This window comes from Streptomyces sp. NBC_00299, from assembly GCF_036173045.1.
GTDB lineage: Bacteria > Actinomycetota > Actinomycetes > Streptomycetales > Streptomycetaceae > Streptomyces > Streptomyces machairae.
Genome location: NZ_CP108039.1, coordinates 7,159,901 through 7,181,422, shown reverse-complemented (window position 1 = coordinate 7,181,422; position 21,522 = coordinate 7,159,901). Strand labels below are relative to the sequence as shown.

Sequence of the window (21,522 nt, the reverse complement as noted above, 5' to 3'; positions counted from 1 at the left end):
TGTGTCGCTTGTCGTGTCGTGTGCGGCTCGCCGGGCGGGCCTACAGGTGCGGCAGGATCGCCGGCATCAGGTCCTGGAAGGTACGGCCGTTGGCCGGGGTGCCGAGGGCGGTCATCGACCAGCCCGGACCCGAGCGGTGCACCTTCGCCATGATCTGCGCGGTGTACTGGCCGCCGCCGGCCAGCGTGTAGCGGGCGAGCTCTTCGCCGTTGGTCTCGTCGACCAGGCGGCAGAACGCGTTCTGCACCTCCTGGAAGGTCTGGCCCGTGAAAGAGTTCACGGTGAAGACGATCTGGTCGATGTGGACCGGGATGCGCGCGAGGTCGACGAGGATCGCCTCGTCGTCGCCGCCCTGGCCGACACCGCCGACGAGGTTGTCACCGGTGTGGCGAACCGAGCCGTCGTCGCTCACCAGGTGGCGGAAGAAGACGACGTCGACCGGCTGCTTGTCCGCGAACAGGACGGCGGAGGCGTCGAGGTCGACCTCCCGCGTACGCGAGCCGAACAGGCCGCGCCGGGGAGCCGCCTGCCAGCCGAGACCCATGCGCACCGCGGTCAGGCTGCCGCCGTCGTTCTTCTGCAGACTGATGGCCTGACCCTTGGTCATGTTGACGGTCACGTGCTGATTCCCCTCTCGAGCTGTCCCCTGTTGGCCGCGGAGTCCGCGGATGACGAGAACCCTACGCAGGGGCACTGACAGTGACGTACCCCGGTCCCCACTTTGTGTCGGTCTTGCAACACAGCGAGTACCGGGAGTCCGGCCGGCGACTGTTCGGGCGGCGCCGCTCAGGCCAGGCCCGCCTCCTTCATCTGGCGCAACTCCTTCTTCATCTCGGACACTTCGTCGCGCAGCCGGGCCGCGATCTCGAACTGCAGATCCGCGGCGGCGGCGCGCATACGCTCCGTCAACTCCTCGATCTGCTCGGCGAGATCGGCCGCGGGGCGGTCGGTCGGCACCGTCTCCTTCGCCTTGCCCTTGGCGGATTTGCCCGCCTTCGCGCCCTTGGCCTTGTCGCCGAGGGAGGGGACGGGGGCCTTGGTGCCCCGGCCGTCCTTCTTGGCGCGGTAGCCGCTGCCGAGCAACTGCTCGGTGTCGACGTCCTCGCGGGCGATCTGCGCGACGATGTCGTTGATCTTCTTGCGCAGCGGCTGGGGGTCGATGCCCTTCGCCGTGTTGTACGCGACCTGCTTCTCCCGGCGGCGGTTGGTTTCGTCGATGGCCTTCTCCATCGCCGGGGTGATCTTGTCGGCGTACATATGAACCTGGCCGGAGACATTGCGCGCCGCGCGGCCGATGGTCTGGATGAGGGACGTCCCCGAGCGCAGGAAGCCCTCCTTGTCGGCGTCGAGGATCGCGACGAGTGATACCTCGGGCAGGTCGAGACCCTCGCGGAGGAGGTTGATGCCGACGAGCACGTCGAACTCGCCGGCGCGCAGTTCGCGCAGCAGCTCGACGCGGCGCAGGGTGTCGACGTCGCTGTGCAGATAGCGCACCTGGATGCCGAGCTCCAGGAAGTAGGCGGTGAGGTCCTCGGCCATCTTCTTGGTGAGGGTGGTGACCAGGACGCGCTCGTCCTTCTCGACACGCACCCGGATCTCGTGCACCAGGTCGTCGATCTGCCCCTCGGTGGGCTTGACGACGACCTCCGGGTCGACCAGGCCGGTCGGGCGGATGATCTGCTCGACGTGACCGTCCCCGCGGGAGAGTTCGTAGTTGCCCGGGGTGGCCGACAGGTAGACCGTCTGCCCGATGCGCTTTTGGAACTCCTCCCACTTCAGGGGGCGGTTGTCGAGGGCGGAGGGCAGGCGGAAGCCGTGGTCGACGAGGGTGCGCTTGCGGGAGGCGTCGCCCTCGTACATGGCTCCGATCTGCGGCACGGTGACGTGCGACTCGTCGATGACGAGCAGGAAGTCGTCCGGGAAGTAGTCCAGCAGTGTGTTCGGCGGGGAGCCGGGCGAGCGGCCGTCGAAGTGCATCGAGTAGTTCTCGATACCGGAGCAGCTGCCGATCTGACGGAGCATCTCGAGGTCGTACGTCGTGCGCATCCGCAGGCGCTGGGCCTCCAGGAGTTTGCCTTGGTTCTCCAGCTCGGAGAGGCGCTCGCCGAGCTCCTTCTCGATGTCGTTGACGGCCCGCTCCAGGCGCTCGGGGCCCGCGACGTAGTGGGTGGCCGGGAAGACGTACAGCTGCTCGTCGTCGCTGATGATCTCGCCGGTGAGCGGGTGGAGTGTGGACAGTGCCTCGATCTCGTCGCCGAACATCTCGATGCGGACGGCGAGCTCCTCGTAGACCGGGAAGATCTCGATGGTGTCGCCGCGCACCCGGAAGGTGCCGCGGCTGAAGGCGAGGTCGTTGCGCGTGTACTGGATGTCCACGAAACGGCGCAGCAGCTGGTCCCGGTCGACCTCGTCGCCGACCTTGAGGGGGACCATGCGGTCCACGTACTCCTGCGGAGTACCGAGGCCGTAGATGCAGGAGACCGAGGCGACCACGACGACGTCGCGGCGGGTGAGCAGCGAGTTGGTCGCGGAGTGCCGCAGGCGCTCGACCTCCTCGTTGATCGAGGAGTCCTTCTCGATGTAGGTGTCCGACTGCGGGACGTAGGCCTCGGGCTGGTAGTAGTCGTAGTACGAGACGAAGTACTCGACGGCGTTGTTCGGCAGCAGCTCGCGGAACTCGTTCGCCAGCTGGGCGGCCAGGGTCTTGTTCGGCGCCATCACCAGGGTGGGGCGCTGGAGCTTCTCGATCATCCACGCGGTGGTGGCGGACTTGCCGGTGCCGGTCGCGCCGAGCAGGACGACGTCCTTCTCGCCGCCTTCGACACGCCGGGCGAGATCGGCGATGGCCTGCGGCTGGTCGCCGCTGGGCTGGTAGGGGCTGACGACCTCGAAGGGCGCCACCGTGCGTTCGATGCTGGAAACGGGCCGCATGAAGTCAACCGTACGACCCCCCACTGACAACGCGGTCCGATCAGTGGTTCTGCGGGGTCCGGGAGCCTCGGTGGTCCTGGTTGCGGCGGGTGCGCAGCTGCGGGCGGCGGGCCTGGTGCGGGACCGTCGTGTGGGCCGGGACGCCCGGCTTGGGCTCCGCGGGGACCACTGCGGGTTTCCCCATGATCATGTGCGGGTCGAACAGCACCACGGCGCCGGCCAGGAGCAGGAAGGCGAGGGGGCCGACCAGCATCGGCGCGAGCAGGCCGGCGGGTGAGTCGCCGGTCGCGGGCGCGGCCGTGCTGTGCAGATGGACGCTGAGGGCGGCCATGCCGGTGTAGTGCATGCCGCTGACGGCGAGGCCCATGACGAGGCTGGCGCCGACGCTCCACATGAGCCCTCTGACCTGTCCGGCTGCCCACAGCGCGGCGGTGGCCGCCACCATCGCTATGGCGACGGAGATGCCGACGGTGAGCGTGTTGTATTCCAGCTTGCCGTTGAGCCGCAGGCCGGCCATGCCCAGGTAGTGCATCGAGGCGATGCCGAGGCCGGTGATGGTGCCGCCGGTGAACAGAGCTGTTCCGCGGGCGCCTTTGTAGCCGACGATGAAGATCCCTACGCCGACCATGACGATGGCGACGGCGAGGCTCGCGAACGTCATCGGCTTGTCGTAGTGGATCGGTGTCTCCTTGACCGTGAACCCCATCATCGCGACGAAGTGCATGGTCCATATGCCGGAGCCGATGGCCGCCGAACCCAGGGCGAGCCAGCCCGGGCGCCAGGACTGCGAGACGAGCATCGATCTGGTGGTGCAGCGCAGGCCGAGCGCACCGCCGAGGCAGGCCATGAGGTAGGCCACCAGCGGGGTGACGAGTCCGTAGCTGAATCCGTCGATCGTGCCCTGCATACGCAGCTGCCCTTCCCGCCCTCGTACGTCCCGGAATGCCGTGAAAAACGCGCCCCCTCCCAGGACCGCCCGAGCGGTTCAGGGTTGAGGCAGAGAGTAACTCCCACCGGAATGGTCGAACGATTTTCCGGCAAAGAAACACGGGCTTGCCCCAGTTGTGCGGCACGAGTGAGCGGACCCGGACCACTCCATTCAATCTGTGGCCATTCTGTACTCCTCCAGCGTTGACCCTCTGCTGCCACAGTTGTGCTGTCCGTGATCGTTCGACGCGAGGAGTACGCATGCACGCGCGCGTTGTAGCCGCCACGACGACCGCAGTCCTGGGAACCGCGGCGCTTCTGCTTCCCGCGCCCCACGCCCGGGCCGGCGCCGAGCGGCCCACGGTGATCGCACACCGAGGGGCCTCGAGTTATGCACCCGAGAACACGCTGGCCGGCGTCGACAAGGCTGCCGAACTGGGCATCAGCTGGGTCGAGAACGACGTGCAACGCACCAAGGACGGGGAACTGGTCGTCCTCCACGACGACAACCTCAAGCGCACGACCGATGTGGAGCAGGTCTTCCCCAACCGGGCGCCCTGGAAGGTGAAGGACTTCACCGCTGCCGAGATCGCCCGGCTGGACGCGGGCAGCTGGTTCGACCACGCATACGCGGGCGCGCGCGTGCCGACGTTGGCGCAGTTCATGGACCGGGTGGAACTGCACCACCAGAAGCTGCTCCTGGAGATCAAGAACCCCGACCTGTACCCGGGCATCGAGCAGCAGACGCTCAAGGCCCTGGACAACGATGGCTGGCTCGACGCGCCCCACCTGGGCCGGCTGATCGTGCAGAGCTTCAGCGCCGACAGTGTGCGGACCATCCATGAGCTGAAGCCGGCTGTGAAGACCGGCTTCCTGGGAACGCCGCCCGTCGCGGACCTGTCCTGGTACGCGACCTTCGCCGACCAGATCAACCCCTCCTACACCTCCATCTCCACGGGTTACGTGACCTCCGTCCAAGCGTTCGAAGGGCCGCACGGCAGGCCGCTGGAGGTGTTCACCTGGACCGTGAACGACGCGGACACCGCCCGGCTGGTCGCCGGGTACGGCGTCGACGGGATCATCACCAACAGCCCCGACGTGGTGCGGGACGCCCTGCCCGAGGAGTGAGGGCGTTGTCAGTGCCGGGTCGTACGGTTGGCACATGGACAGCCATGGGCAGTACGAGCCGCAGGTCGTGTGGGCCGTCGTCGGTACCGACATCGGTCCGCTGATGCCGGCCGCGACCCGCGACGGCCTGGTCAGCGTCGTGTTCCACGCCACGGAGAAGGTGCGCGAGAAGACGCTCGACCGGCTGGCGTCCCGACTGGGCACCGAGCCGGTCGAGGCGCCCGGCTCCCCGCTGCTGGCCGAGGCGATACGACAGCTGGAGGAGTACTTCGCGGGTGTCCGGCGCGACTTCGAGCTGCCGCTCGACTGGTCGCTGATCTCGGGCTTCAACCGGCAGGTGCTGCACGAGCTGGCCTCCGGTGTCCCGTACGGCTCCGTCGTCGGTTACGGCGATCTGGCCGGGCGGGTCGGGCAGCCGGGCGCGGCCCAGGCGGTGGGGATGGCGATGGGCGCCAATCCGCTGCCGGTCGTCGTGCCCTGCCATCGGGTCGTGGAGAGCGACGGCGGCATCGGAGGGTTCGGGGGCGGTCTGGAGACCAAGCGGAAGCTGCTCGCGCTGGAGGGGGTCCTGCCGGAGCCGCTCTTCTGATCTCCTGATGCCCTTTCGAAGGGCTTCACATTCTTCCCACTGTGAGGGCTCTCGCTCTCTCGCGGGGTTGGGCGGGCGGGAGATGAGGGGGAGACTGCGCCTGTGACGACACCTTTCACCCAGCTGTACGCAGCCGATTCGTTGTGTTGTCCCCTGCCGACCCGCCGGACGAGCCGTTCAGCCGGGTGCGCGTCGTGACCGCCGTGGAGCGGCAGGTCGTCGTTCCCGTACCGCCCGACCGGTTGCCTGCCCTGCGGCGCCGTATCTCGGGCGTGCTGATCACCACGCAGATCCTGGGCGGCCTGGGCGTCGCCACCGGCATCGCGCTGGCTGCGGTCCTGGCCAAGGAGGTCAGCGGCACCGAGTCGCTGTCCGGGCTCGCGCCCACCGCGACCGTCGCCGGTACGGCGGTGCTGTCGATGCCGCTCGCCGCGCTGATGACCGCGCGTGGGCGAAGGCCCGGGCTCGTTCTGGCCTATCTCATCGGGGCCGTGGGCGCGGGTGTCACAGTGCTAGCGGCAAGCATCGGGAGCTTTCCGCTGCTGCTGTGCGGGATGGCGGCGTTCGGCGCTGCCTCGTCGGCGAACCTGCAGGCGCGGTTCGCCGCCGCGGATCTGGCCGAGCCGGAGCACCGGGCCCGGGCCATCTCACTCGTCGTGTGGGCGACCACGATCGGCGCGGTCCTCGGCCCGAACATCGCCGCGCCCGCCGGTCGTAGCGTCACGGGACTCGGGATACCCGAGGCGGCGGGTCCGTTCCTGTGGGCGGCGGGGATCTTCCTGATATCCGCGGTCGTGGTGGCCGTACTGCTGCGGCCGGACCCGCTGCTGACGGCGCGTGCGCTCGCGCCGGCCGAGGAGCAGTCGCCCGCGGCCCGTTCGCTGCGCGCCGGGGTGGCAGCGGTGGCCGCCTCGCCGCGGGCGCGGCTCGCGGTGGTGACCGTGGCCGTCGCGCATACGGCAATGGTCTCGGTGATGTCGATGACCCCGGTCGACCTCGCGCACCACGGCGCGGGCATTGATCTGATCGGGCTGGTCATCAGCGCGCACATCGCCGGCATGTACGCGTTCGCGCCGCTCATGGGGCGACTGTCGGACCGGCTGGGGCGGCTGTCCGGGATCGGCCTCGCCGTGGGGCTGCTGGCGTGTGCGGTGTTCGTCGCCGGTACGGCGGGCGGCAGTCATGGGCAGACGGCCTTCGGGCTCTTCGTACTGGGGCTCGGCTGGTCGGCGGCGCTCGTCTCGGGTTCCGCGCTGCTCACGGACTCCGTGCCGCAGCCCGCCCGGGCCGCCGCGCAGGGGCTGTCGGACCTCGCCATGAACGCCTGCGCGGGCATCGGCGGGGCTGCCGCCGGGCTGGTGGTCGCGCAGGCGAGCTACGCCTGGCTGAACTTCGCCGCCGCGTGCCTGCTGCTGCCGTTGGCGGGGCTGGCTCTGTTCACCCGGGGCAGGCGGACGGAGAAGACTCCGGCGAGCGGCTGACGCCGGCCCGGCAGCCCGGCACGCCGAGGAACCCACGCCGGTCGGCCCGGGCCGCACTGAACGCAGGAGCAGCACACCTGCTCCGCCCAGCCCCAGCCCCCAGCCCGCAAGCTCTGCACGTCTCGACCAGGGCGCCGGCCGCAGGTACGTGCTGAATCCGCATGGGGCGCTGGACGGCCTGCAGCCGGCCTGACGTCCCCTACTCGGACGCCCCGAGAAACGGAGGGCACGCGCGCGTGGCCCCCGTACTCGGTGCCACACGCGCGTGGCCCCCGTGCTAGGCGCCCTGTCGGTGCACTAGTCGTAGTGCCGGGCCTCGAAGATGTTGCCGTCGGGGTCACGGAAGTAGAAGCTGCGCTTGGCCTTGCCGCGGGCGCCGAAGGAGTCGTACGAGTACTCCGAGACCGGTACGTCCTGCTCCTCCAGATGGCTGCGCAGCCCGTGGAAGTCGGCCTCCGGCAGGGAAAGGCAGACGTGATTGACCGGGTGTCCCGCGCTGCGGGCCGCGTCGGGGAGCATCTTCATGCGTTCCGCCATGGTCATCGGCATGAGGTCGAGGATGGTCTCTTCGTTGACGCGCACCGAGGGGAACGGCGCCTCGCCCGCGATGAAGTCCGTGAGCCTGACGGGCAGCATGCCGAGCGTCTTCTCGTAGAACGCGGCCGACGCGGCCGGGTCGCTCACCCAGAGGACCACGTGGTCGAGGCGTGTTGTGTTGTCGGTCATGCATTCCAGGCTGGTGGCGTCTCACACATGCCGCAAGGGTTTGACCCGGTGCGCCGCCCGCCAGAGATGAGGGAAGACCGACGGACAGGAGGCAGGCGCGTGGTGCTGGTGGTGTCGGAAGAGGTACGGGACGCGGTCGACGCGCGTCGACCTGTGGTGGCCCTGGAGTCCACGATCATCGCGCACGGGCTGCCACGCCCACGCAATCTGCAGGTGGCGCTGGAGCTGGAGGACGTCGTACGGCAGGAGGGTGCCGTTCCCGCGACGATCGCCGTGCTGGACGGGCGGCCCCACGTCGGCCTGGACAAGGAACAGCTGGAGCGGATCGCCAACGAGGACGGGATCCGCAAGCTGGGGCACCGGGATCTGCCGCTCGCGGTGGCTTCTGGGGCGAGCGGGGCCACCACGGTGTCGGCGACGGCTCTGCTGGCGGCCCTCGCAGGGGTACGGGTGTTCGCGACGGGCGGGCTCGGCGGTGTGCACCGGGAGTGGACGGTGACGCAGGACGAGTCGGCCGACCTGGGGCTGCTGGCGCGGGCCCGGATCACGGTGGTGTGCGCCGGCGTGAAGTCGATCCTCGATGTCCCGGCGACCCTGCAGCGGCTGGAGACGCTCGGAGTCGCCGTCGCCGGCTACCGCACGGAGCGCTTCCCCGGCTTCTACCTGTCCGACTCGGGGCATCCGGTGGACTGGACGCTCGAGTCGCCGCAGGAGGTGGCCGAGGTGATGCACGCTCAGGACGCGCTCGACGGGCCGGAGTCGGCGCTGATCGTCGCCAATCCGGTGCCGGAGGAGGAGCAGCTGGATCCCGAGCTGCACGCGCGTGTGCTCGCGGACGCGCTGCACGCATGCGAGGAGCAGGGCATCACGGGGCAGGCGGTCACGCCGTTCCTGCTGGACTACTTGGTACGGCACACGGACGGTGCCTCGCTGAGCGCCAACCTCGCGGCGGTGCGCGGCAACGTACGGCTGGCGGGGCGCATCGCGGCCGCCTGGGCCGGGGCGTGAGCGAGCCGGGGAGGGGGCCCGCCCCGGCCGACCGGCGCGACGGCGCCCTGCTCGTCGTCGGCGACGTGGTCACGGACGTCATCGCGCGGCACCGGGGACCGCTCGCCTCGGGTACGGACACCGTGGCGGCCGTCCGGACGGTGCCGGGCGGCGCCGGCGCCAATGTGGCCTGCTGGGCGGCGTATTGGGGCGCCGAGGAAGTGCGGCTGCTGGGGCGCGTGGGAGGGGACGCGGCCGAGTGGCACGAGCGGGCGCTGACCGCGAGTGGAGTACGGCCCTGTCTGGTGGTGGATCCGCAGGCGCCGACCGGGACGGTGATCTGCCTGGTCGACACGGGCGCGGCTGCCGAGCGGACGTTCCTCACCGACAGCGGGGCGTCCCTGCGGCTCGACCCCGGCGACTGGTCGGATGCCCTCCTCGACGGTGTCGCATGGCTGCACCTCTCGGGTTACCTGCTGTTCTCCGAGCCGAGCCGCGCGCTGGTGGCGGCGGCATTGGCGTCCGCACGCACGCGTGGAGTGCCGGTGAGCATGGACCCGGCGTCGGCCGGCTTCCTCGTGGAGCTGGGCGTCGACCGTTTCCTGGCCCTGGTGGACGGCCTGGACGTCCTGCTGCCGAGCCGTGACGAGGCGTGTCTGCTCACAGGGCTGCCCGATGCGGTGGACGCGGCGGCCAAGTTGAGTCGCCATGTCCCGCTGGTGGTCGCCAAGCAGGGCGCGGACGGGGCCATGGTGGCCAGGTCGGGCACCGTGAGTGCCCACGTCCCCGCCATGCCGACGGCCCCGAGGGACACCACCGGCGCCGGCGACGCCTTCACCGGCGCCTTTCTCGCGGCCCTGCTTGCGGGCGCCCGGCCCGAGGAAGCGGCGCGGGAGGGGTGCCGGGCAGGTGCGCTGGCAGTGGAGCGGGTCGGCGGAAGGCCGCCCGCGCCGGAGTGACGGCGCCGACGTCGGCTGAATCGATGCCGGCTCGCCAGTCACTGCGGCGATGCCGTCTCTCCGGCGACCGAGGCGACGTCAGCTCTCCGGCGACCGAGGCGATGCCGGCTCCCCGGTGTCGGACGATGTCTGCTCCCCGGTGTCCCGCGACATCAGCTCGCCAGCGTCAGGCGACATCGGCTCCTCGGTGACGGACGCGATGTGGACTCCGCTCTCCTCCGGCGCCCTGCGCCCCCACGCCGAGATCATCGGGGCGGTGGCCAGGTCCATGCCCCCGGCGGCGACGTTGGCGAGGTGGCGGTCGATGTCCTCGTCGGTGGCGATGCCCTCGGCGACGAGCTGGTCGCGGATCTGGCGGACGGTGGCGGACTCCAGGGCGGCGCAGGCGGGCGACGTGATCGGGAAGTACGCGTCGGCCTCCACCCTGCGCAGGCCTGCCTCACGGAGCAGACGCGGGAGCCGGCGACCGTAGGACAGGTCGGCACCGCGGTCGGCGAGCAGTTTGCGGAAGCCCTGCCGGAGGCGGTTCGCGAGCTGCTGGTCGGGGCCGTACTCGTCGGGGCAGAGCAGGGGCTGCAGTGCGGGGTCGGCGTCCTCGATCAGGAGCCGGCCACCGGGGCGCAGGGCCTCGATCATCGTCCGCAACGCCCGTTCGCGGTCCGGCACATGCACGAGTACGAGCCGGGCGTGCACCAGGTCGAACCCCTCCCCCGGCGGCTCGTCCATGCCCACGTCGTGGATGCGGACCTCGACCGGAGGGCGGGCGGCCTGGGTGAGCAGTGAGGTGTCGATGTCGGTCGCGACGACCCGTCCGGTCGGGCCGACCTTCTTGGCCAGCCAGGACGCCACCGACGTGCCGCCGGCGCCCACCTCCCAGCAACGCCAGCCGGGTCCGATGCCGAACCGTTCGAAATGCCGGAACGTCGTGGGGTCGAAGAGTGTGGCGAATGCGTCGAAGCGCTCGGCCGCCTCCGCCTGCCGGTTGTCGAGGAGATACCCGTCGGTTCGCGTCATGACGCGATCATCCCAGTTGCCCGGCTTGTCCGGAGGGGGCGACGCTCGGCAGGACGGCCCCGAATTTGGCACGGCCACCGTACGGCCGCCCCCGGCGGACGGCGGTGCCTCGGCCGCCCCTCGTGTGGGTACTCCCCCTTTGTCCACAGCCGGGAACAAAGCGGAATGACCTGTTCCCACAGGCTTACCCGCCTCTCACACCCACCTGGCAAACTGGCGGGCCAGGGCGCAAAGATGCAGCGCAGCGCGAGCGAACCGAAGGGGCCGGAAGGCCCGGAGGTGAGCGCGCGTCAGGGGAGATCCACGCAAGGAGATCCAGATGTCCATGGCAGGGAATCTGCGGAAGGTCACGGGCCTCGGAAGGGCCGGCGGCCTCCGCAAGGTGGCACGGCTGGCTCGACGACGCCCCCGCGTCGACCTCAGCCACCCCGCCCGGTCCCCGCTGGGCTCCTCGGTGGTGAATTGCGTGACGTACCAGGACGGTGTGCGGGTCCCGGAGAGCGGCGATCTGGTCGACGTCGTGCAGAAGGTGCGCAAGCGCGGCGGCGGTTTCGTCTGGCTCGGTCTCCATGAGCCGACGGACCAGGAGTTCGCGGGCATCGCCGAGTTGTTCGCCCTGCACCCGCTGGCGGTCGAGGACGCGGTCGAGGCACATCAGCGGCCGAAGCTGGAGCGCTACGACGAGACGCTGTTCGCGGTGTTCAAGACGGTCTGCTACGTCGAGCACGAGGAGCTCACGGCGACGAGCGAGGTGGTCAACACCGGCGAGATCATGGTGTTCGTCGGCCAGGACTTCGTGATCACGGTGCGGCACGGGCGGCACGGCTCGCTGGGCCCGTTGCGGGAGGAGCTGGAGTCGAGCCCCGATCAGCTCTCCAAGGGGCCGGCGGCGGTGCTGCACGCGATCGCGGACCACGTCGTCGACGACTATCTCAGCGTCATCGACTCGGTGCAGGAGGACATCGACGAGGTCGAGACGGAGGTGTTCGCGGCGAACGGCGCGCGGGCCGACCCGGGCCGGATCTACCAGCTCAAGCGGGAACTGCTGGAGCTGAAGCGGGCCGTGGTTCCACTGAGCCGCCCGCTCGAGGACCTGGCCTCGCTGTCCATCCGGGCGGTCGAACCGGAGATACAGGCCTACTTCCGTGACGTCTCCGACCATCTGCTGCGGGCCAAGGAGCAGATAGCCGCCTTCGACGAACTGCTGAACTCGATCCTGCAGGCGCACCTGGCACAGGTCACGGTCTCGCAGAACGAGGACATGCGGAAGATCACGGCCTGGGCCGCGATCATCGCCGTGCCGACGATGGTGTGCGGGGTGTACGGAATGAACTTCGAGCACATGCCCGAGCTGCGCTGGACGTTCGGCTATCCGCTGGTCCTGGGCGTGATATCCGTGGCGTGTCTGGTGCTGTACCGCGGATTCCGGCGCAACGGTTGGCTCTGACCCTCTGACGCTCTGACCCTCTGACCCTCTGACGCTCTGATGCCTTGACGCGGTCGGCCGGCCGGCTCCGGTGCGTCCCCGTCCGCCGGGGTGGGCAGGACGAGGACGGCAAACGGAGTGCGGTCGGGCGTTCGCCGGGTCAGCGCGTCGTCGGCGTGCCGGTCCTGGCGTAGACGCTCTCGGCCCAGTGGGCGACGTCGTCCTGCCGCAGGTTCAGGACCAGATCGGCCTCGCTGATCATGCCGACCAGGCGCTTGTCCTCGATGACGGGGAGCCGACGGATCTGGTGGTCCTGCATCTCCCGGAGCACGTCGCTGATGTCGGCGTCCGACTCGATCCAGCGCGGGGTGCCCTGGGCCATGTCGCCGGCCGTGACCTTGCTCGGGTCGCGGCCCATGGCCACGCAGCCGATGACGATGTCGCGGTCGGTGAGGATGCCGCAGAGCCGTTCGTTCTCGTCGCTGATGGGAAGGGCACCGACGCCCAGCTCGCGCATCAGCTGGGCGGCGCGGTCCAGGGTCTCGTGAGCCGGGATCCACTGGGCGCCACGGTGCATGATGTCTCCGGCAGTGGTCATGAAGTACCTCCCGATGCCGGACGGCCGGCGCGGCGCGGGACGCACCGCTAGTCCCGGCGCCCTTCATTCTCGCCGTGACGCCTGCCCGACGCACCCGGAACCGAGCGGTTACGGCCGCCGGTCAGACCGAGAAGCGCACGATCTTCCGTGGGACGACACGGATGATCACTCGGACCTCGTCGTCCTTCTCGGCGGGCGGGTCGATGCCGAGGTACTTGTGCGAGAGCTCGAACGGCAACCGCTTGGCCTCGTCCGGGACGATCTCGGCGGTGCCGCGGATCTCGACGGAGCTGTAGGGGTTGGCGAGGTCGTACACCGAGACGCTGATGCGGGGGTCGCGGCGGAGGTTGCGCACCTTCTGCCGGGCGTCGACGGAGGAGAAGAGCACGGTGTCACCCTCGCGCTTGATCCAGACCACCGAGTTCTGCGGGGCGCCGTCGGGGCCGATGGTAGCCACGCCGGCGAAGTTCCTGCCGTCGAGCAGGGAGCGGACGGAGTCGTCGAAGGAGATCGGATCACTCGTGGAGGACGTCATGGCTCCAGAGTAATTAAATGCACGTGCATGCAAAAGGGGTTTCGGGAAAGTCCGCCTGCTCACCGGCGCCACTCGCGCCCCCGCTCCACCTACTCCGTCACCCCCCTCACCCGCCCCACGCCGGATGCCGTGGGTCGTCGGCGCGGACCAGGACATCGGCTGTGCCGGCCGGGTCGGTCTCTTGGTCGTAGCGCTCGAAGGCGGGGAGGGTCCAGTGCTCGGCCTCGGGGGTGCGGCGGCGCAGAGCGCCGGGTGAGAGGAGGACGTGGACGGTCAGGTCGAAGGGGAACCAGTGGCGCAGCAGGAGGGGACCGTGCAGCAACAGAAAGCCGCCGGGCGGGAGTTGGGTGTAGGGACTGCGGGTGGCCCGGTCGGTGGCCGGGTCCCAGAGGTCGGGCAGGACACGGCCGTCGCCGCCGGGTTCGAGGGGGCCGAAGACCTCGCGCCACAGGGCACCGGTGTCGAACCAGCCGTCGAAATAGGCCTCCACGTCCTGGTGGCCGTACTCCAGGCGGACCGAGGCCGGGCGCAGGAAGCCCTGCGTACCGACGGCGAGCGAGGGCCGGCCGCGTATCCGCAGCGCCTCTCCGACTCGCTCGGCGAGGTCTCCCGGGCGGGCTGCCGGCGCCCCGTCGAAGGCGATGCGCGGCCAGGAGCTGCCGTCGGCCGGCTTCAGGTCGAGCAGCCGCTCGGCCAGCAGGTCGCCGAGCCGTTCCCAGGTGATCGCTTCGAGTCGCACAGGCCCCATGATGCGACAGGAGGCGGTGGTCGCGGGCACCGCCCATCAGGGGCCGAGGGTCTCGCCGCGCGGGCGAGAGGTGCACGGAATACGACCGCGGCGCGGATGACGGCGGACCTGATCAGGGGGCGTCCGAGGGCCTGCCGGACAGTTCCCGGCATAGTTCCCCGGACCGGCTCCGCGGGGAATGAACGCGGTATGGCACCCCTCGCAACTCCCGCGCCCCGTACCGGCCTTCTTGTCATCCAGCCCCTGAAGCGGCGGCGCTGTGCGGAGTGTCATGCGGGACCGTTGCAGATGCTCGTGCTGGAGGACGGTGCGCCGCGGTGTCTCGACTGTGCCGACCTCGGGCATCTGGTGTTCCTGCCGCGTGGCGACACGGCGTTGACGCGCCGGTCGCGGGAGGAGAGTGCGCTGTCGGCGGTGGTCGTACGGTTCAACCGGCGCAAGAGCCGTTACGAGCGGCAGGGCGTCCTGGTGGAGGAGGCGGGGCTCGCCCGGGCGGAGCAGCGGTGCCTGGCGGACGCGGAGGCCCGGCGGCGGCGCCGGGCGCGGGACGCCCGACGGCGCGCACGGGAGGACGTGCGGTTCGCGGAGGCGCTCGCGGCGGAGATACGGCGGCTGTTCCCGGGGTGTCCGGCGGGCCGGGCGCGGGACATCGCCGCGCATGCGTCGGCGCGGGGCAGTGGACGGGTGGGGCGGAGTGCGGCGGGGCGGGCGTTGACCGAGGGGGCCGTGACCTGGGCGGTCGCGGCGTCCGTGCGGCACCTGGACACGCCGTACGACCGACTGCTGATGGGCGGGGTGCCGCGGCACGAGGCGCGGCGGCGGATCGCGGCGGCGGTGGAGACGACGTTGCGGGCCTGGCGGCTGGGGGTGTCGGAGGTCGGCTGACATTGCTCCGCCTCGTCCGAGGAGCGCCCACGGCCGATCGGAGGTGCGGCCGTGGCTGGTCCGAGCCGCACCCGTGACCCGTCCGGGCCGACGCCCATGGACGCTCACGTATGGGCTCGCGCCGCTCGGCCATGTTCACGGTTCTCGTACAGGATTTCACTTGATGTGACGGATGGGGCCGGGAAGGATCTCGGCGGGATGCGGGAGTTGACGTTGACATGATCGATGGGCCGTTCTTCGTACTCGTGGTGATCGGTGTGGTCGGGACCGGCCTGGTGGCCGGGGTGTTCTGCGCCTTCTCGACCTTCGTGATGCGGGGGCTCGCCGCGCTGCCGCCCGCGCAGGGCGTCGCCGCGATGAAGGCGATCAATGTGACCGCACTGATGCCGGCGTTCATGCTGGTGTTCATCGGGTCGGCGGTGCTGTGCGCGGTGATTGCGGTGGTGACGTTCGTGCTCTGGCCGGACGAGGGCACGGTGGAGCTGTTGCTGGGCAGCGGGCTGTATCTGTTCGGCACGTTCGGCGTGACGATGGTGGCGAACGTGCCCCGCAACGAAGCGCTGGTCAAGCTCGACGCGGGCACCGCGGAGGCGGCCGCGTACTGGCCGACGTACGTGCGCGAGTGGACGGCGTGGAACCACGTCCGGACGGTTGCCTCGGCCGCCGCGACGGTGTCGTTCGTCCTCGCCATCAGCTGACCGTCCGCGCCGGCCCGGGAATCCGCGGGGCAGCCGCGGAGCACCCGCGGAAGGAACCCGGGGAGACAGCGCTGTCGGCCACTCTGCGCACGTGGCAGGTGGGACGTATCGTTGCGGGAAGAGTGCCGCCCGATGACGCACGGCTCCAGGACGTCGTACGCGCACGCGAGGAAAACGGCCATGGCCGATCCCAAGGGTTTCATGACCACCCGCCGCCAGGACTGGCCGCGCCGGCCCGTGGAGGAGCGGGTCCAGGACTGGGACGAGGTCTACGTCCCCGGGGCGCTGCTGCCCATCATCAGCAAGCAGGCGGACCGTTGCATGGACTGCGGCATCCCCTTCTGCCACGACGCCTGTCCGCTGGGCAATCTGATCCCCGACTGGAACGACCTGGTGTCGCGGGAGGACTGGCGGGCGGCCGCCGACCGGCTGCACGCGACGAACAACTTCCCGGAGTTCACGGGGCGGTTGTGTCCGGCGCCGTGTGAGGCGGGGTGTGTGCTGGCAATCAATCAGCCGGCCGTCACCATCAAGAACGTCGAGTGCGCCATCGCCGATCGGGCGTGGGAGGACGGATTCGCGCTGCCGCGCCCGCCGGACCGGCTGTCCGGGCGGACGGTCGCGGTGATCGGGTCCGGGCCCACGGGGCTCGCCGCGGCGCAGCAGCTGACGCGGGCGGGGCACACGGTCGCGGTGTACGAGAAGGACGACCGGGTCGGCGGGTTGATGCGGTACGGCATCCCCAGTTTCAAGATGGAGAAGCACCATCTGGAGCGGCGGATCGAGCAGATGCGGGCCGAGGGGACCAAGTTCCGTACGTCGACGGCGGTCGGGCGGGACATCGGGGCGGCCGACCTGCGGTCGCGTTACGACGCGGTCGTCATCGCCACCGGAGCCACGGCGTGGCGTGAACTGCCCGTTCCAGGGCGTGAGTTGAGTGGCATCCAGCAGGCGATGGAGTATCTGCCGCTGGCCAACCGGGTGTGCGAGGGGGATCTGGAGTCGTCCCCCCTGTCCGCCGCCGGGAAGCATGTCGTCATCGTCGGCGGTGGGGACACCGGGGCCGACTGTCTGGGCACCGCCGTGCGGGACGGTGCCGCGTCCGTCACTCAGCTGGACATCTACGCCCAGCCCGGCGCCGAACGGGACGAGGACGCCGAGCCGTGGCCGACGTATCCGAAGATCTACCGCCTCTCCCCCGCGCACGAGGAGGCCCGCGATCTTGAGACGGCACCGGCGGCGGACGCGGACGTGCGGCTGTTCGCGGCGTCCACGCTCCGCTTCACGGGCGACGCCGACGGGCACGTACGGTCGCTGCACCTGACCGAGGTGGACGCACAGCGCCGCCCGCTGCCGGAGACCGGGCGGACGCTGCCCGCCGACCTGGTGCTGCTCGCCCTCGGCTTCTCCGGGCCCGACCAGGGGGACGGGCTGATCGAGCAGCTGGGGCTGGAGCTGGAGCCTCGCGGCACGCTCACACGTGATGCCGGGTTCGCCACGAACGTCTCCGGCGTGTTCGCCGCGGGGGATGCCGCCCGGGGGCAGTCGCTCATCGTGTGGGCGATCGCCGAGGGGCGGGCGGTGGCGGCGGCCGTCGACCGTTATCTGACGGGGAGTTCGCGCCTGCCGGCGCCGATCTCGCCGTACGACCGGCCGATGAGGGTGTGACGGGGGCGCCGCCCGCTCCTCCCCCGCCTCCTCCTCCGCTTCTTCCCCTAGCGCCGCTCGTCCGTCCCCGCCACCTTCCCCGTGGCCAGCGCCACCCTGTTCCACGTGTTGATGGTGAGGATCAGGGCCAGTACGTGGGCCAGCTCCTGGTCGTCGAAGTGCGCCGCGGCCTGGGCGTAGACCTCGTCGGGAACCCCGCCGTCGGCCACCAGGGTCACCGCCTCCGTCAGGGCCAGGGCCGTCTGTTCCTTCTCGGTGTAGAAGTGGCGGGCCTCGCGCCAGACGGCGACCAGGTGCAGCCGGTCCTCGCTCTCGCCGGCCTTGCGGGCGTCATTGGTGTGCATGTGGAGGCAGTAGGCGCAGTGGTTGAGGTGGGAGGCGCGGATCTGGATCAGCTCGACCAGCGCCGGGTCCAGGCCCTCGCGGGCGGCGGCGTCGAAGCCGACGATGGTACGGAAGACCTTGGGGGCGGACTTCGCGAGGTCCAGACGGGTCCGCGCGGCCTCGGCCGTGGCGATGGCGGAGTCGATGCCGGAGGCGATGTCGATGTCGGAGTCGGTGCCGGAAGTGCCCTGCGTCGCAGTCGTGTTCGTCGTCATGTGCTCCAAGTTACGACCCCGAAAGACCCACTGTAGGATGCATTTCCATGGCGAGATCGTGGGTCAATTCTGCGGAGCGGATCGGTGCCGACCTGCACCTGGACCTCTCGGAGTCATCCGGGGTGTCCGAGGCGTCCGGGCCCGGCGGGCGGCGGGCCGCGCTGACCCGTGCGCTGCGCGAGGCGGTACGCGACGGGCGGCTCGCGCCCGGCACGCGGCTGCCGCCGTACCGCTCGCTCGCCGCCGATCTCGGGATCGCCCGTAACACCGTGGCCGACGCCTATGCGGAACTGGTGGCCGAGGGCTGGCTCACCGCACGGCAGGGCTCGGGGACGCGGGTGGCCGAGCGCGCCGAGCCCCTGCGGCGTGCCGAGCGGGTGCCCCGTAAGGCACCGCCACGCGCGCGTGGACCCCGGCACGACCTGCGGCAGGGCACGCCGGACGCGTCGGCGTTCCCGCGCGCGGCGTGGCTGGCCTCCTATCGGCGGGCCCTCCAGCAGGCGCCGAACGAGGTCTTCGGGCCCGGTGATCCCGCCGGCCGGATCGAACTGCGGGAGGCGCTGACCGAATACCTGGCACGCGCGCGTGGCGTGCGCACCGAGCCGGGCCGGATCGTGATCTGCTCCGGCTTCGCGCACGCCCTGCGCCTGCTGTTCTCCCAGGAGGGCGGTGGCGTGCTGCGCGGTCCGCTGGCCGTGGAGGCGTACGGACTGGGCTTCCACCGGGAGTTGCTCGCCGGCGCGGGCGTACGGACCGTACCGCTGCCCCTCGACGAGGACGGCGCCCGCGTCGACCGGCTGGCGCGCGAGCGGGCCGTGCTGCTCACGCCCGCGCACCAGTTCCCGACCGGAGGCCCGCTCCACCCCGAGCGCCGGGCCGCCGTGATCGACTGGGCACGCGCGCGTGGGGGCGTCGTGCTGGAGGACGACTACGACGGCGAGTTCCGCTACGACCGCAAGCCCGTCGGTGCCGTCCAGGGCCTCGATCCCGAGCGGGTGATCTTCATCGGCTCGGTCAGCAAGAGCCTGTCGCCGGCGGTGCGACTCGGGTGGATGGTGCTGCCGGAGCGGTTCGTCGGCGACGTCCTCGCGGCCAAGGGCGAGCGCGAGGCGTGGGCGAGCGTCCTCGATCAGCTGAGCCTCGCCGACTTCATTGTCTCCGGGGCGTACGACCGTCACGTACGGCGCATGCGGCAGCGGTACCGGAGTCGCCGCGACCGGCTCGTCTCGGCCCTCGCCGCGCACGCGCCGGACATCGAGGTCACCGGTGTCGCCGCCGGACTCCACGCGGTACTGCGGCTGCCACCGGGCAGCGAGCGGTCCGTGGTCAAGGCGGCCACCTGGCAGGGCATCGCCCTGGACGGCCTCGCCGAGTTCCGGCACCCGGAGGCGGCGGAGCCCGACATGCCGGTCCGTGACGGCATCGTCGTCGGATACGCGACGCCCTCGGAACACGCGTACGGAGCGGCGCTGGAGGCGCTGTGCGGGGTGCTGCCGCCGGGCCCGTAGCGGAGACCGGCCGGCGCGCCCCGTCTCCCATGTGTCCCAGCCATACCTGCGAGCACGCAGGCCGACTACGGCTTGCGGCCCACCGCCCCGTACCCGGGAATGACCCCGTCGTCCTGCCCGGGGACCGGCTCACCCAGTTCGGGGTGCCACTGGTGCGGCACCTCGACGCCGGGCTCGACGAGTTCGAGGCCGGCGAAGAAGCGCGCGAACTCCTCGCGGGAGCGCAGGGCCAGCGTGACGCCGGCCGCCTTGAGCTTCTCGGTCGCCGCCTTCGACTCCTCGGGCGTGAAGTCGGCGGTCGCGTGCGTGACCACCAGGTAGCTGCCGGAGGGGAGTTCGGACAGCAGCCGGCCGACCAGTTCGTGCGCGCCGTCCTCGTCGGAGACGAAGTGCAGCAGCGCGACGAGGGAAAGGGCCACCGGGCGGCTGAAGTCCAGTATCTTCCGGGCGCCTTCGAGGATGGCGTCCGGGTTGCGCACATCGGCCTGCAGATACTCGGTGGCGCCCTCGTCCGCGCCGCGCAGCAGGGCCGCCGCGTGGGCCAGCACGATGGGGTCGTTGTCGCAGTAGACGACGCGTGCGTCAGGGGCGATTCCCTGGGCGATCTGGTGGAGGTTCGGCTCGGTCGGGATTCCCGTGCCGACGTCCAGGAACTGGCGTACACCGTTCTTGGCGAGCCAGCGGGTGGTGCGGTGCATGAACGCGCGGTTGACCCGTGCCATCACCGGGACGCGCGGGTCGAGGGCGAGCATCTGCTGCCCCATGGCCTCGTCGACCGGGTAGTTGTCCTTGCCGCCGAGGTACCAGTCGTACATCCGCGCGGGATGCGGCTTGCTGGTGTCGATCTCGACGAAACGGTTCCGCCCGGTCATGACGAACTCCATAAGGGTCTGCAGCAGTCGGTGGCTATCAACTCAGTGACTCTCAACTCGCTGACTGTCAACTCAGGACCAAAATAAGGGAATTGGCTGAAAAACAAGTCCGCTCACGACAGCAGGAAGTCCGCCTCCCCGGCCTTGGCGCCCTCGATGAACGCCGTCATCTCGTCCGTGGTGTAGATCAGCGCCGGCCCGTCCGGGTCGGTCGACTGCCGGACGGCGATACGGCCGTCGGCGAGCTTCATCGCCTCCAGGCAGTTACCTCCGTTGCCGCCGCTCCACGGCTTGTGCCAGCCTTCGCTGCCCAAGTCCCGCGCGGGCATGCCGTTGTAGACGCGTATGCGCGGCTTGATGCGATCCATTCACAGCTCCTTGCGGAGATCCCGGAGGATCTCCTTCGTGCGATGTGCCGTAGCGGCCTGCGCCGCCATGCGGTCCATGACCTCGAGGTGGGTCGCCACCTCGGTGCGCGCGTCGAGGTAGACGGCGCCGGTCAGGTACTCGCTGTAGACCATGTCCGGCAGTTCTGACATGGCAAATCGGAACAGCACGAAGGGCCCGTACGTGCCGGGGTGCGGCCCGTTCGCGAAGGGGGCCACCTGCAGCGTCACGTTGGGCAGCCTCGTGGCCTGGAGCAGCCGGTCGATCTGGGCACGCATCACCTCCGGTCCGCCGACCTGGCGGCGCAGCACGGTCTCGTCCATCACGACCCACAGCCGCGGCGCGTCCTCACGGGTGAGCAATTGCTGGCGTTGCATACGCAGCGCGACATGGCGCTCTATGTCGTCGGGGCTGGTCTGGCCGATGGCGCCCGACTTCAGCACGCCGCGCGCGTAGTCCTCGGTCTGCAACAGGCCGGGCACGAAGTGGGGTTCGTAGGACCGGATGAGCGCGGCGGCACCCTCCAGGCTCACGTACATCGAGAACCAGCCGGGCAGGATGTCGTGGAAGCGCTGCCACCAGCCGGGCTTGTTGGCGTCCTCGGCCAGTTGCACGAAGGCGTCGGCCTCGTCGTCGGAGATGCCGTAGGCCTTCAGGAGCAGTTGGAGGTACGGGATCTTGAGCGAGACCTCGGCCATCTCCATACGGCGGACGGTCGCTGGAGCGACCCGGAGCACCCGGGCTGCCTCCTCGCGCTTGAGCCCGGCGCGTTCGCGCAGGTCGAGCAGGCGGCGGCCGAGGACGACCTGGCCGACCGTAGGTGCGGACCGCGGCTCGCTCACGCTCCACCTCCACG

The 21,522-nt window shown here is 70.5% G+C and carries 21 protein-coding genes and 1 pseudogene; 10 read left to right on the top strand and 12 right to left on the bottom strand.

From position 1 onward, the window contains the following. Positions 1 to 40: 40 nt before the first annotated feature. The 3 genes from OHT51_RS31975 to OHT51_RS31965 all read right to left on the bottom strand — a co-directional run bounded on the left by OHT51_RS31975 (position 41) and on the right by OHT51_RS31965 (position 3,838). The gene (locus OHT51_RS31975; protein ID WP_328882378.1) at positions 41 to 619 is read right to left on the bottom strand and encodes a TerD family protein; all 579 of its coding nucleotides are present in this window, start codon (positions 617 to 619) and stop codon (positions 41 to 43) included. Positions 620 to 786: 167 nt separating this feature from the next. Beyond that, positions 787 to 2,931, bottom strand: coding sequence for an excinuclease ABC subunit UvrB (uvrB, locus tag OHT51_RS31970; protein ID WP_328882377.1), 2,145 nt, complete (start codon positions 2,929 to 2,931; stop codon positions 787 to 789). 40 nt (positions 2,932 to 2,971) lie between these two features. Continuing rightward, positions 2,972 to 3,838, bottom strand: a complete 867-nt coding sequence (locus OHT51_RS31965; RefSeq protein WP_328882376.1) for an MHYT domain-containing protein — start codon at positions 3,836 to 3,838, stop codon at positions 2,972 to 2,974. A gap of 281 nt (positions 3,839 to 4,119) precedes the next feature. Between OHT51_RS31965 and OHT51_RS31960 the strand changes: the two genes are divergently transcribed. The 3 genes from OHT51_RS31960 (at position 4,120) to OHT51_RS31950 (ending at position 7,056) form a co-directional block, all read left to right on the top strand. Next, positions 4,120 to 4,986, top strand: coding sequence for a glycerophosphodiester phosphodiesterase (locus tag OHT51_RS31960; RefSeq protein WP_328882375.1), 867 nt, complete (start codon positions 4,120 to 4,122; stop codon positions 4,984 to 4,986). Positions 4,987 to 5,020: 34 nt separating this feature from the next. Next, on the top strand, positions 5,021 to 5,575 hold the full coding sequence (locus tag OHT51_RS31955) for a methylated-DNA--[protein]-cysteine S-methyltransferase (RefSeq protein ID WP_328882374.1): 555 nt from the start codon (positions 5,021 to 5,023) through the stop codon (positions 5,573 to 5,575). 194 nt (positions 5,576 to 5,769) lie between these two features. Then, on the top strand, positions 5,770 to 7,056 hold the full coding sequence (locus OHT51_RS31950; RefSeq protein WP_328884512.1) for an MFS transporter: 1,287 nt from the start codon (positions 5,770 to 5,772) through the stop codon (positions 7,054 to 7,056). A gap of 297 nt (positions 7,057 to 7,353) precedes the next feature. Here the strand turns inward: OHT51_RS31950 and OHT51_RS31945 are convergent, their stop codons facing one another. Continuing rightward, positions 7,354 to 7,782, bottom strand: coding sequence for a VOC family protein (locus tag OHT51_RS31945; protein ID WP_328882373.1), 429 nt, complete (start codon positions 7,780 to 7,782; stop codon positions 7,354 to 7,356). A 99-nt stretch (positions 7,783 to 7,881) separates the two neighbouring features. On the opposite strand from OHT51_RS31945, the gene OHT51_RS31940 reads away from it, so the two are divergent. Then, positions 7,882 to 8,790 (top strand): pseudouridine-5'-phosphate glycosidase, encoded by a 909-nt coding sequence (locus tag OHT51_RS31940; RefSeq protein ID WP_328882372.1) that lies wholly within the window; start codon positions 7,882 to 7,884, stop codon positions 8,788 to 8,790. Next, complete coding sequence (locus OHT51_RS31935) at positions 8,787 to 9,728, top strand: carbohydrate kinase family protein (RefSeq protein WP_328882371.1); 942 nt, start codon at positions 8,787 to 8,789, stop codon at positions 9,726 to 9,728. The genes OHT51_RS31940 and OHT51_RS31935 overlap by 4 nt, the downstream gene beginning before the upstream one ends. A 225-nt stretch (positions 9,729 to 9,953) precedes the next feature. Here OHT51_RS31935 and OHT51_RS31930 read toward each other — a convergent pair. Further along, positions 9,954 to 10,742, bottom strand: a pseudogene (locus OHT51_RS31930) (methyltransferase); the annotation flags it as partial. A 319-nt stretch (positions 10,743 to 11,061) separates the two neighbouring features. Here OHT51_RS31930 and corA point away from each other — a divergent pair. Beyond that, the gene (gene corA / locus OHT51_RS31925) at positions 11,062 to 12,189 is read left to right on the top strand and encodes a magnesium/cobalt transporter CorA (protein ID WP_328882370.1); all 1,128 of its coding nucleotides are present in this window, start codon (positions 11,062 to 11,064) and stop codon (positions 12,187 to 12,189) included. Positions 12,190 to 12,328: 139 nt separating this feature from the next. Here corA and OHT51_RS31920 read toward each other — a convergent pair whose 3' ends face one another. From OHT51_RS31920 to OHT51_RS31910, 3 genes are all read right to left on the bottom strand, one after another. Beyond that, a complete protein-coding gene (locus OHT51_RS31920) occupies positions 12,329 to 12,766 on the bottom strand; it encodes a CBS domain-containing protein (protein ID WP_328882369.1) in 438 nt (145 codons plus the stop codon). Positions 12,767 to 12,887: 121 nt separating this feature from the next. Next, a complete protein-coding gene (locus OHT51_RS31915; protein WP_328882368.1) occupies positions 12,888 to 13,301 on the bottom strand; it encodes a PPOX class F420-dependent oxidoreductase in 414 nt (137 codons plus the stop codon). 106 nt (positions 13,302 to 13,407) lie between these two features. Further along, the gene (locus OHT51_RS31910; protein WP_328882367.1) at positions 13,408 to 14,049 is read right to left on the bottom strand and encodes a uridine kinase; all 642 of its coding nucleotides are present in this window, start codon (positions 14,047 to 14,049) and stop codon (positions 13,408 to 13,410) included. Between the two features lie 189 nt (positions 14,050 to 14,238). Here OHT51_RS31910 and OHT51_RS31905 point away from each other — a divergent pair, with 189 nt between their 5' ends. The 3 genes from OHT51_RS31905 (at position 14,239) to OHT51_RS31895 (ending at position 17,300) form a co-directional block, all read left to right on the top strand. After that, positions 14,239 to 14,934, top strand: a complete 696-nt coding sequence (locus tag OHT51_RS31905) for a DUF2293 domain-containing protein (RefSeq protein WP_328882366.1) — start codon at positions 14,239 to 14,241, stop codon at positions 14,932 to 14,934. A gap of 218 nt (positions 14,935 to 15,152) precedes the next feature. Next, complete coding sequence (locus OHT51_RS31900) at positions 15,153 to 15,632, top strand: anthrone oxygenase family protein (protein ID WP_328882365.1); 480 nt, start codon at positions 15,153 to 15,155, stop codon at positions 15,630 to 15,632. A 180-nt stretch (positions 15,633 to 15,812) separates the two neighbouring features. Further along, positions 15,813 to 17,300 carry a glutamate synthase subunit beta gene (locus tag OHT51_RS31895; protein WP_328882364.1) on the top strand — a complete coding sequence of 496 codons (1,488 nt, stop codon included), beginning with the start codon at positions 15,813 to 15,815 and terminating at the stop codon, positions 17,298 to 17,300. Positions 17,301 to 17,347: 47 nt separating this feature from the next. Here the strand turns inward: OHT51_RS31895 and OHT51_RS31890 are convergent, their stop codons facing one another. Then, positions 17,348 to 17,899 (bottom strand): carboxymuconolactone decarboxylase family protein, encoded by a 552-nt coding sequence (locus OHT51_RS31890; protein ID WP_328882363.1) that lies wholly within the window; start codon positions 17,897 to 17,899, stop codon positions 17,348 to 17,350. A 47-nt stretch (positions 17,900 to 17,946) separates the two neighbouring features. Between OHT51_RS31890 and pdxR the strand changes: the two genes are divergently transcribed. Continuing rightward, positions 17,947 to 19,407: a MocR-like pyridoxine biosynthesis transcription factor PdxR gene (gene pdxR / locus OHT51_RS31885; RefSeq protein WP_328882362.1), complete on the top strand. Its 1,461-nt coding sequence runs from the start codon at positions 17,947 to 17,949 to the stop codon at positions 19,405 to 19,407. Positions 19,408 to 19,472: 65 nt separating this feature from the next. Here pdxR and OHT51_RS31880 read toward each other — a convergent pair whose 3' ends face one another. From OHT51_RS31880 to OHT51_RS31870, 3 genes are all read right to left on the bottom strand, one after another. Next, the gene (locus OHT51_RS31880; RefSeq protein WP_328882361.1) at positions 19,473 to 20,291 is read right to left on the bottom strand and encodes an SAM-dependent methyltransferase; all 819 of its coding nucleotides are present in this window, start codon (positions 20,289 to 20,291) and stop codon (positions 19,473 to 19,475) included. 101 nt (positions 20,292 to 20,392) lie between these two features. Beyond that, a complete protein-coding gene (locus OHT51_RS31875) occupies positions 20,393 to 20,647 on the bottom strand; it encodes a DUF397 domain-containing protein (RefSeq protein ID WP_019757219.1) in 255 nt (84 codons plus the stop codon). Further along, a complete protein-coding gene (locus OHT51_RS31870; protein ID WP_328882360.1) occupies positions 20,648 to 21,508 on the bottom strand; it encodes a helix-turn-helix domain-containing protein in 861 nt (286 codons plus the stop codon). Between the last annotated feature and the right edge of the window lie 14 nt (positions 21,509 to 21,522).

Excerpts from the sequence above, each read along its gene's own strand:
- uvrB (WP_328882377.1), bottom strand. The coding sequence starts at position 2,931 with ATGCGGCCCGTTTCCAGCATCGAACGCACGGTGGCGCCCTTCGAGGTC.
- OHT51_RS31965 (WP_328882376.1), bottom strand. The coding sequence starts at position 3,838 with ATGCAGGGCACGATCGACGGATTCAGCTACGGACTCGTCACCCCGCTG.
- OHT51_RS31960 (WP_328882375.1), top strand. The coding sequence starts at position 4,120 with ATGCACGCGCGCGTTGTAGCCGCCACGACGACCGCAGTCCTGGGAACC.
- OHT51_RS31955 (WP_328882374.1), top strand. The coding sequence starts at position 5,021 with ATGGACAGCCATGGGCAGTACGAGCCGCAGGTCGTGTGGGCCGTCGTC.
- OHT51_RS31945 (WP_328882373.1), bottom strand. The coding sequence starts at position 7,782 with ATGACCGACAACACAACACGCCTCGACCACGTGGTCCTCTGGGTGAGC.
- corA (WP_328882370.1), top strand. The coding sequence starts at position 11,062 with ATGTCCATGGCAGGGAATCTGCGGAAGGTCACGGGCCTCGGAAGGGCC.
- OHT51_RS31920 (WP_328882369.1), bottom strand. The coding sequence starts at position 12,766 with ATGACCACTGCCGGAGACATCATGCACCGTGGCGCCCAGTGGATCCCG.
- OHT51_RS31915 (WP_328882368.1), bottom strand. The coding sequence starts at position 13,301 with ATGACGTCCTCCACGAGTGATCCGATCTCCTTCGACGACTCCGTCCGC.
- OHT51_RS31910 (WP_328882367.1), bottom strand. The coding sequence starts at position 14,049 with ATGGGGCCTGTGCGACTCGAAGCGATCACCTGGGAACGGCTCGGCGAC.
- OHT51_RS31905 (WP_328882366.1), top strand. The coding sequence starts at position 14,239 with ATGGCACCCCTCGCAACTCCCGCGCCCCGTACCGGCCTTCTTGTCATC.
- OHT51_RS31900 (WP_328882365.1), top strand. The coding sequence starts at position 15,153 with ATGATCGATGGGCCGTTCTTCGTACTCGTGGTGATCGGTGTGGTCGGG.
- OHT51_RS31895 (WP_328882364.1), top strand. The coding sequence starts at position 15,813 with ATGGCCGATCCCAAGGGTTTCATGACCACCCGCCGCCAGGACTGGCCG.
- OHT51_RS31890 (WP_328882363.1), bottom strand. The coding sequence starts at position 17,899 with ATGACGACGAACACGACTGCGACGCAGGGCACTTCCGGCACCGACTCC.
- pdxR (WP_328882362.1), top strand. The coding sequence starts at position 17,947 with ATGGCGAGATCGTGGGTCAATTCTGCGGAGCGGATCGGTGCCGACCTG.
- OHT51_RS31880 (WP_328882361.1), bottom strand. The coding sequence starts at position 20,291 with ATGGAGTTCGTCATGACCGGGCGGAACCGTTTCGTCGAGATCGACACC.
- OHT51_RS31875 (WP_019757219.1), bottom strand. The coding sequence starts at position 20,647 with ATGGATCGCATCAAGCCGCGCATACGCGTCTACAACGGCATGCCCGCG.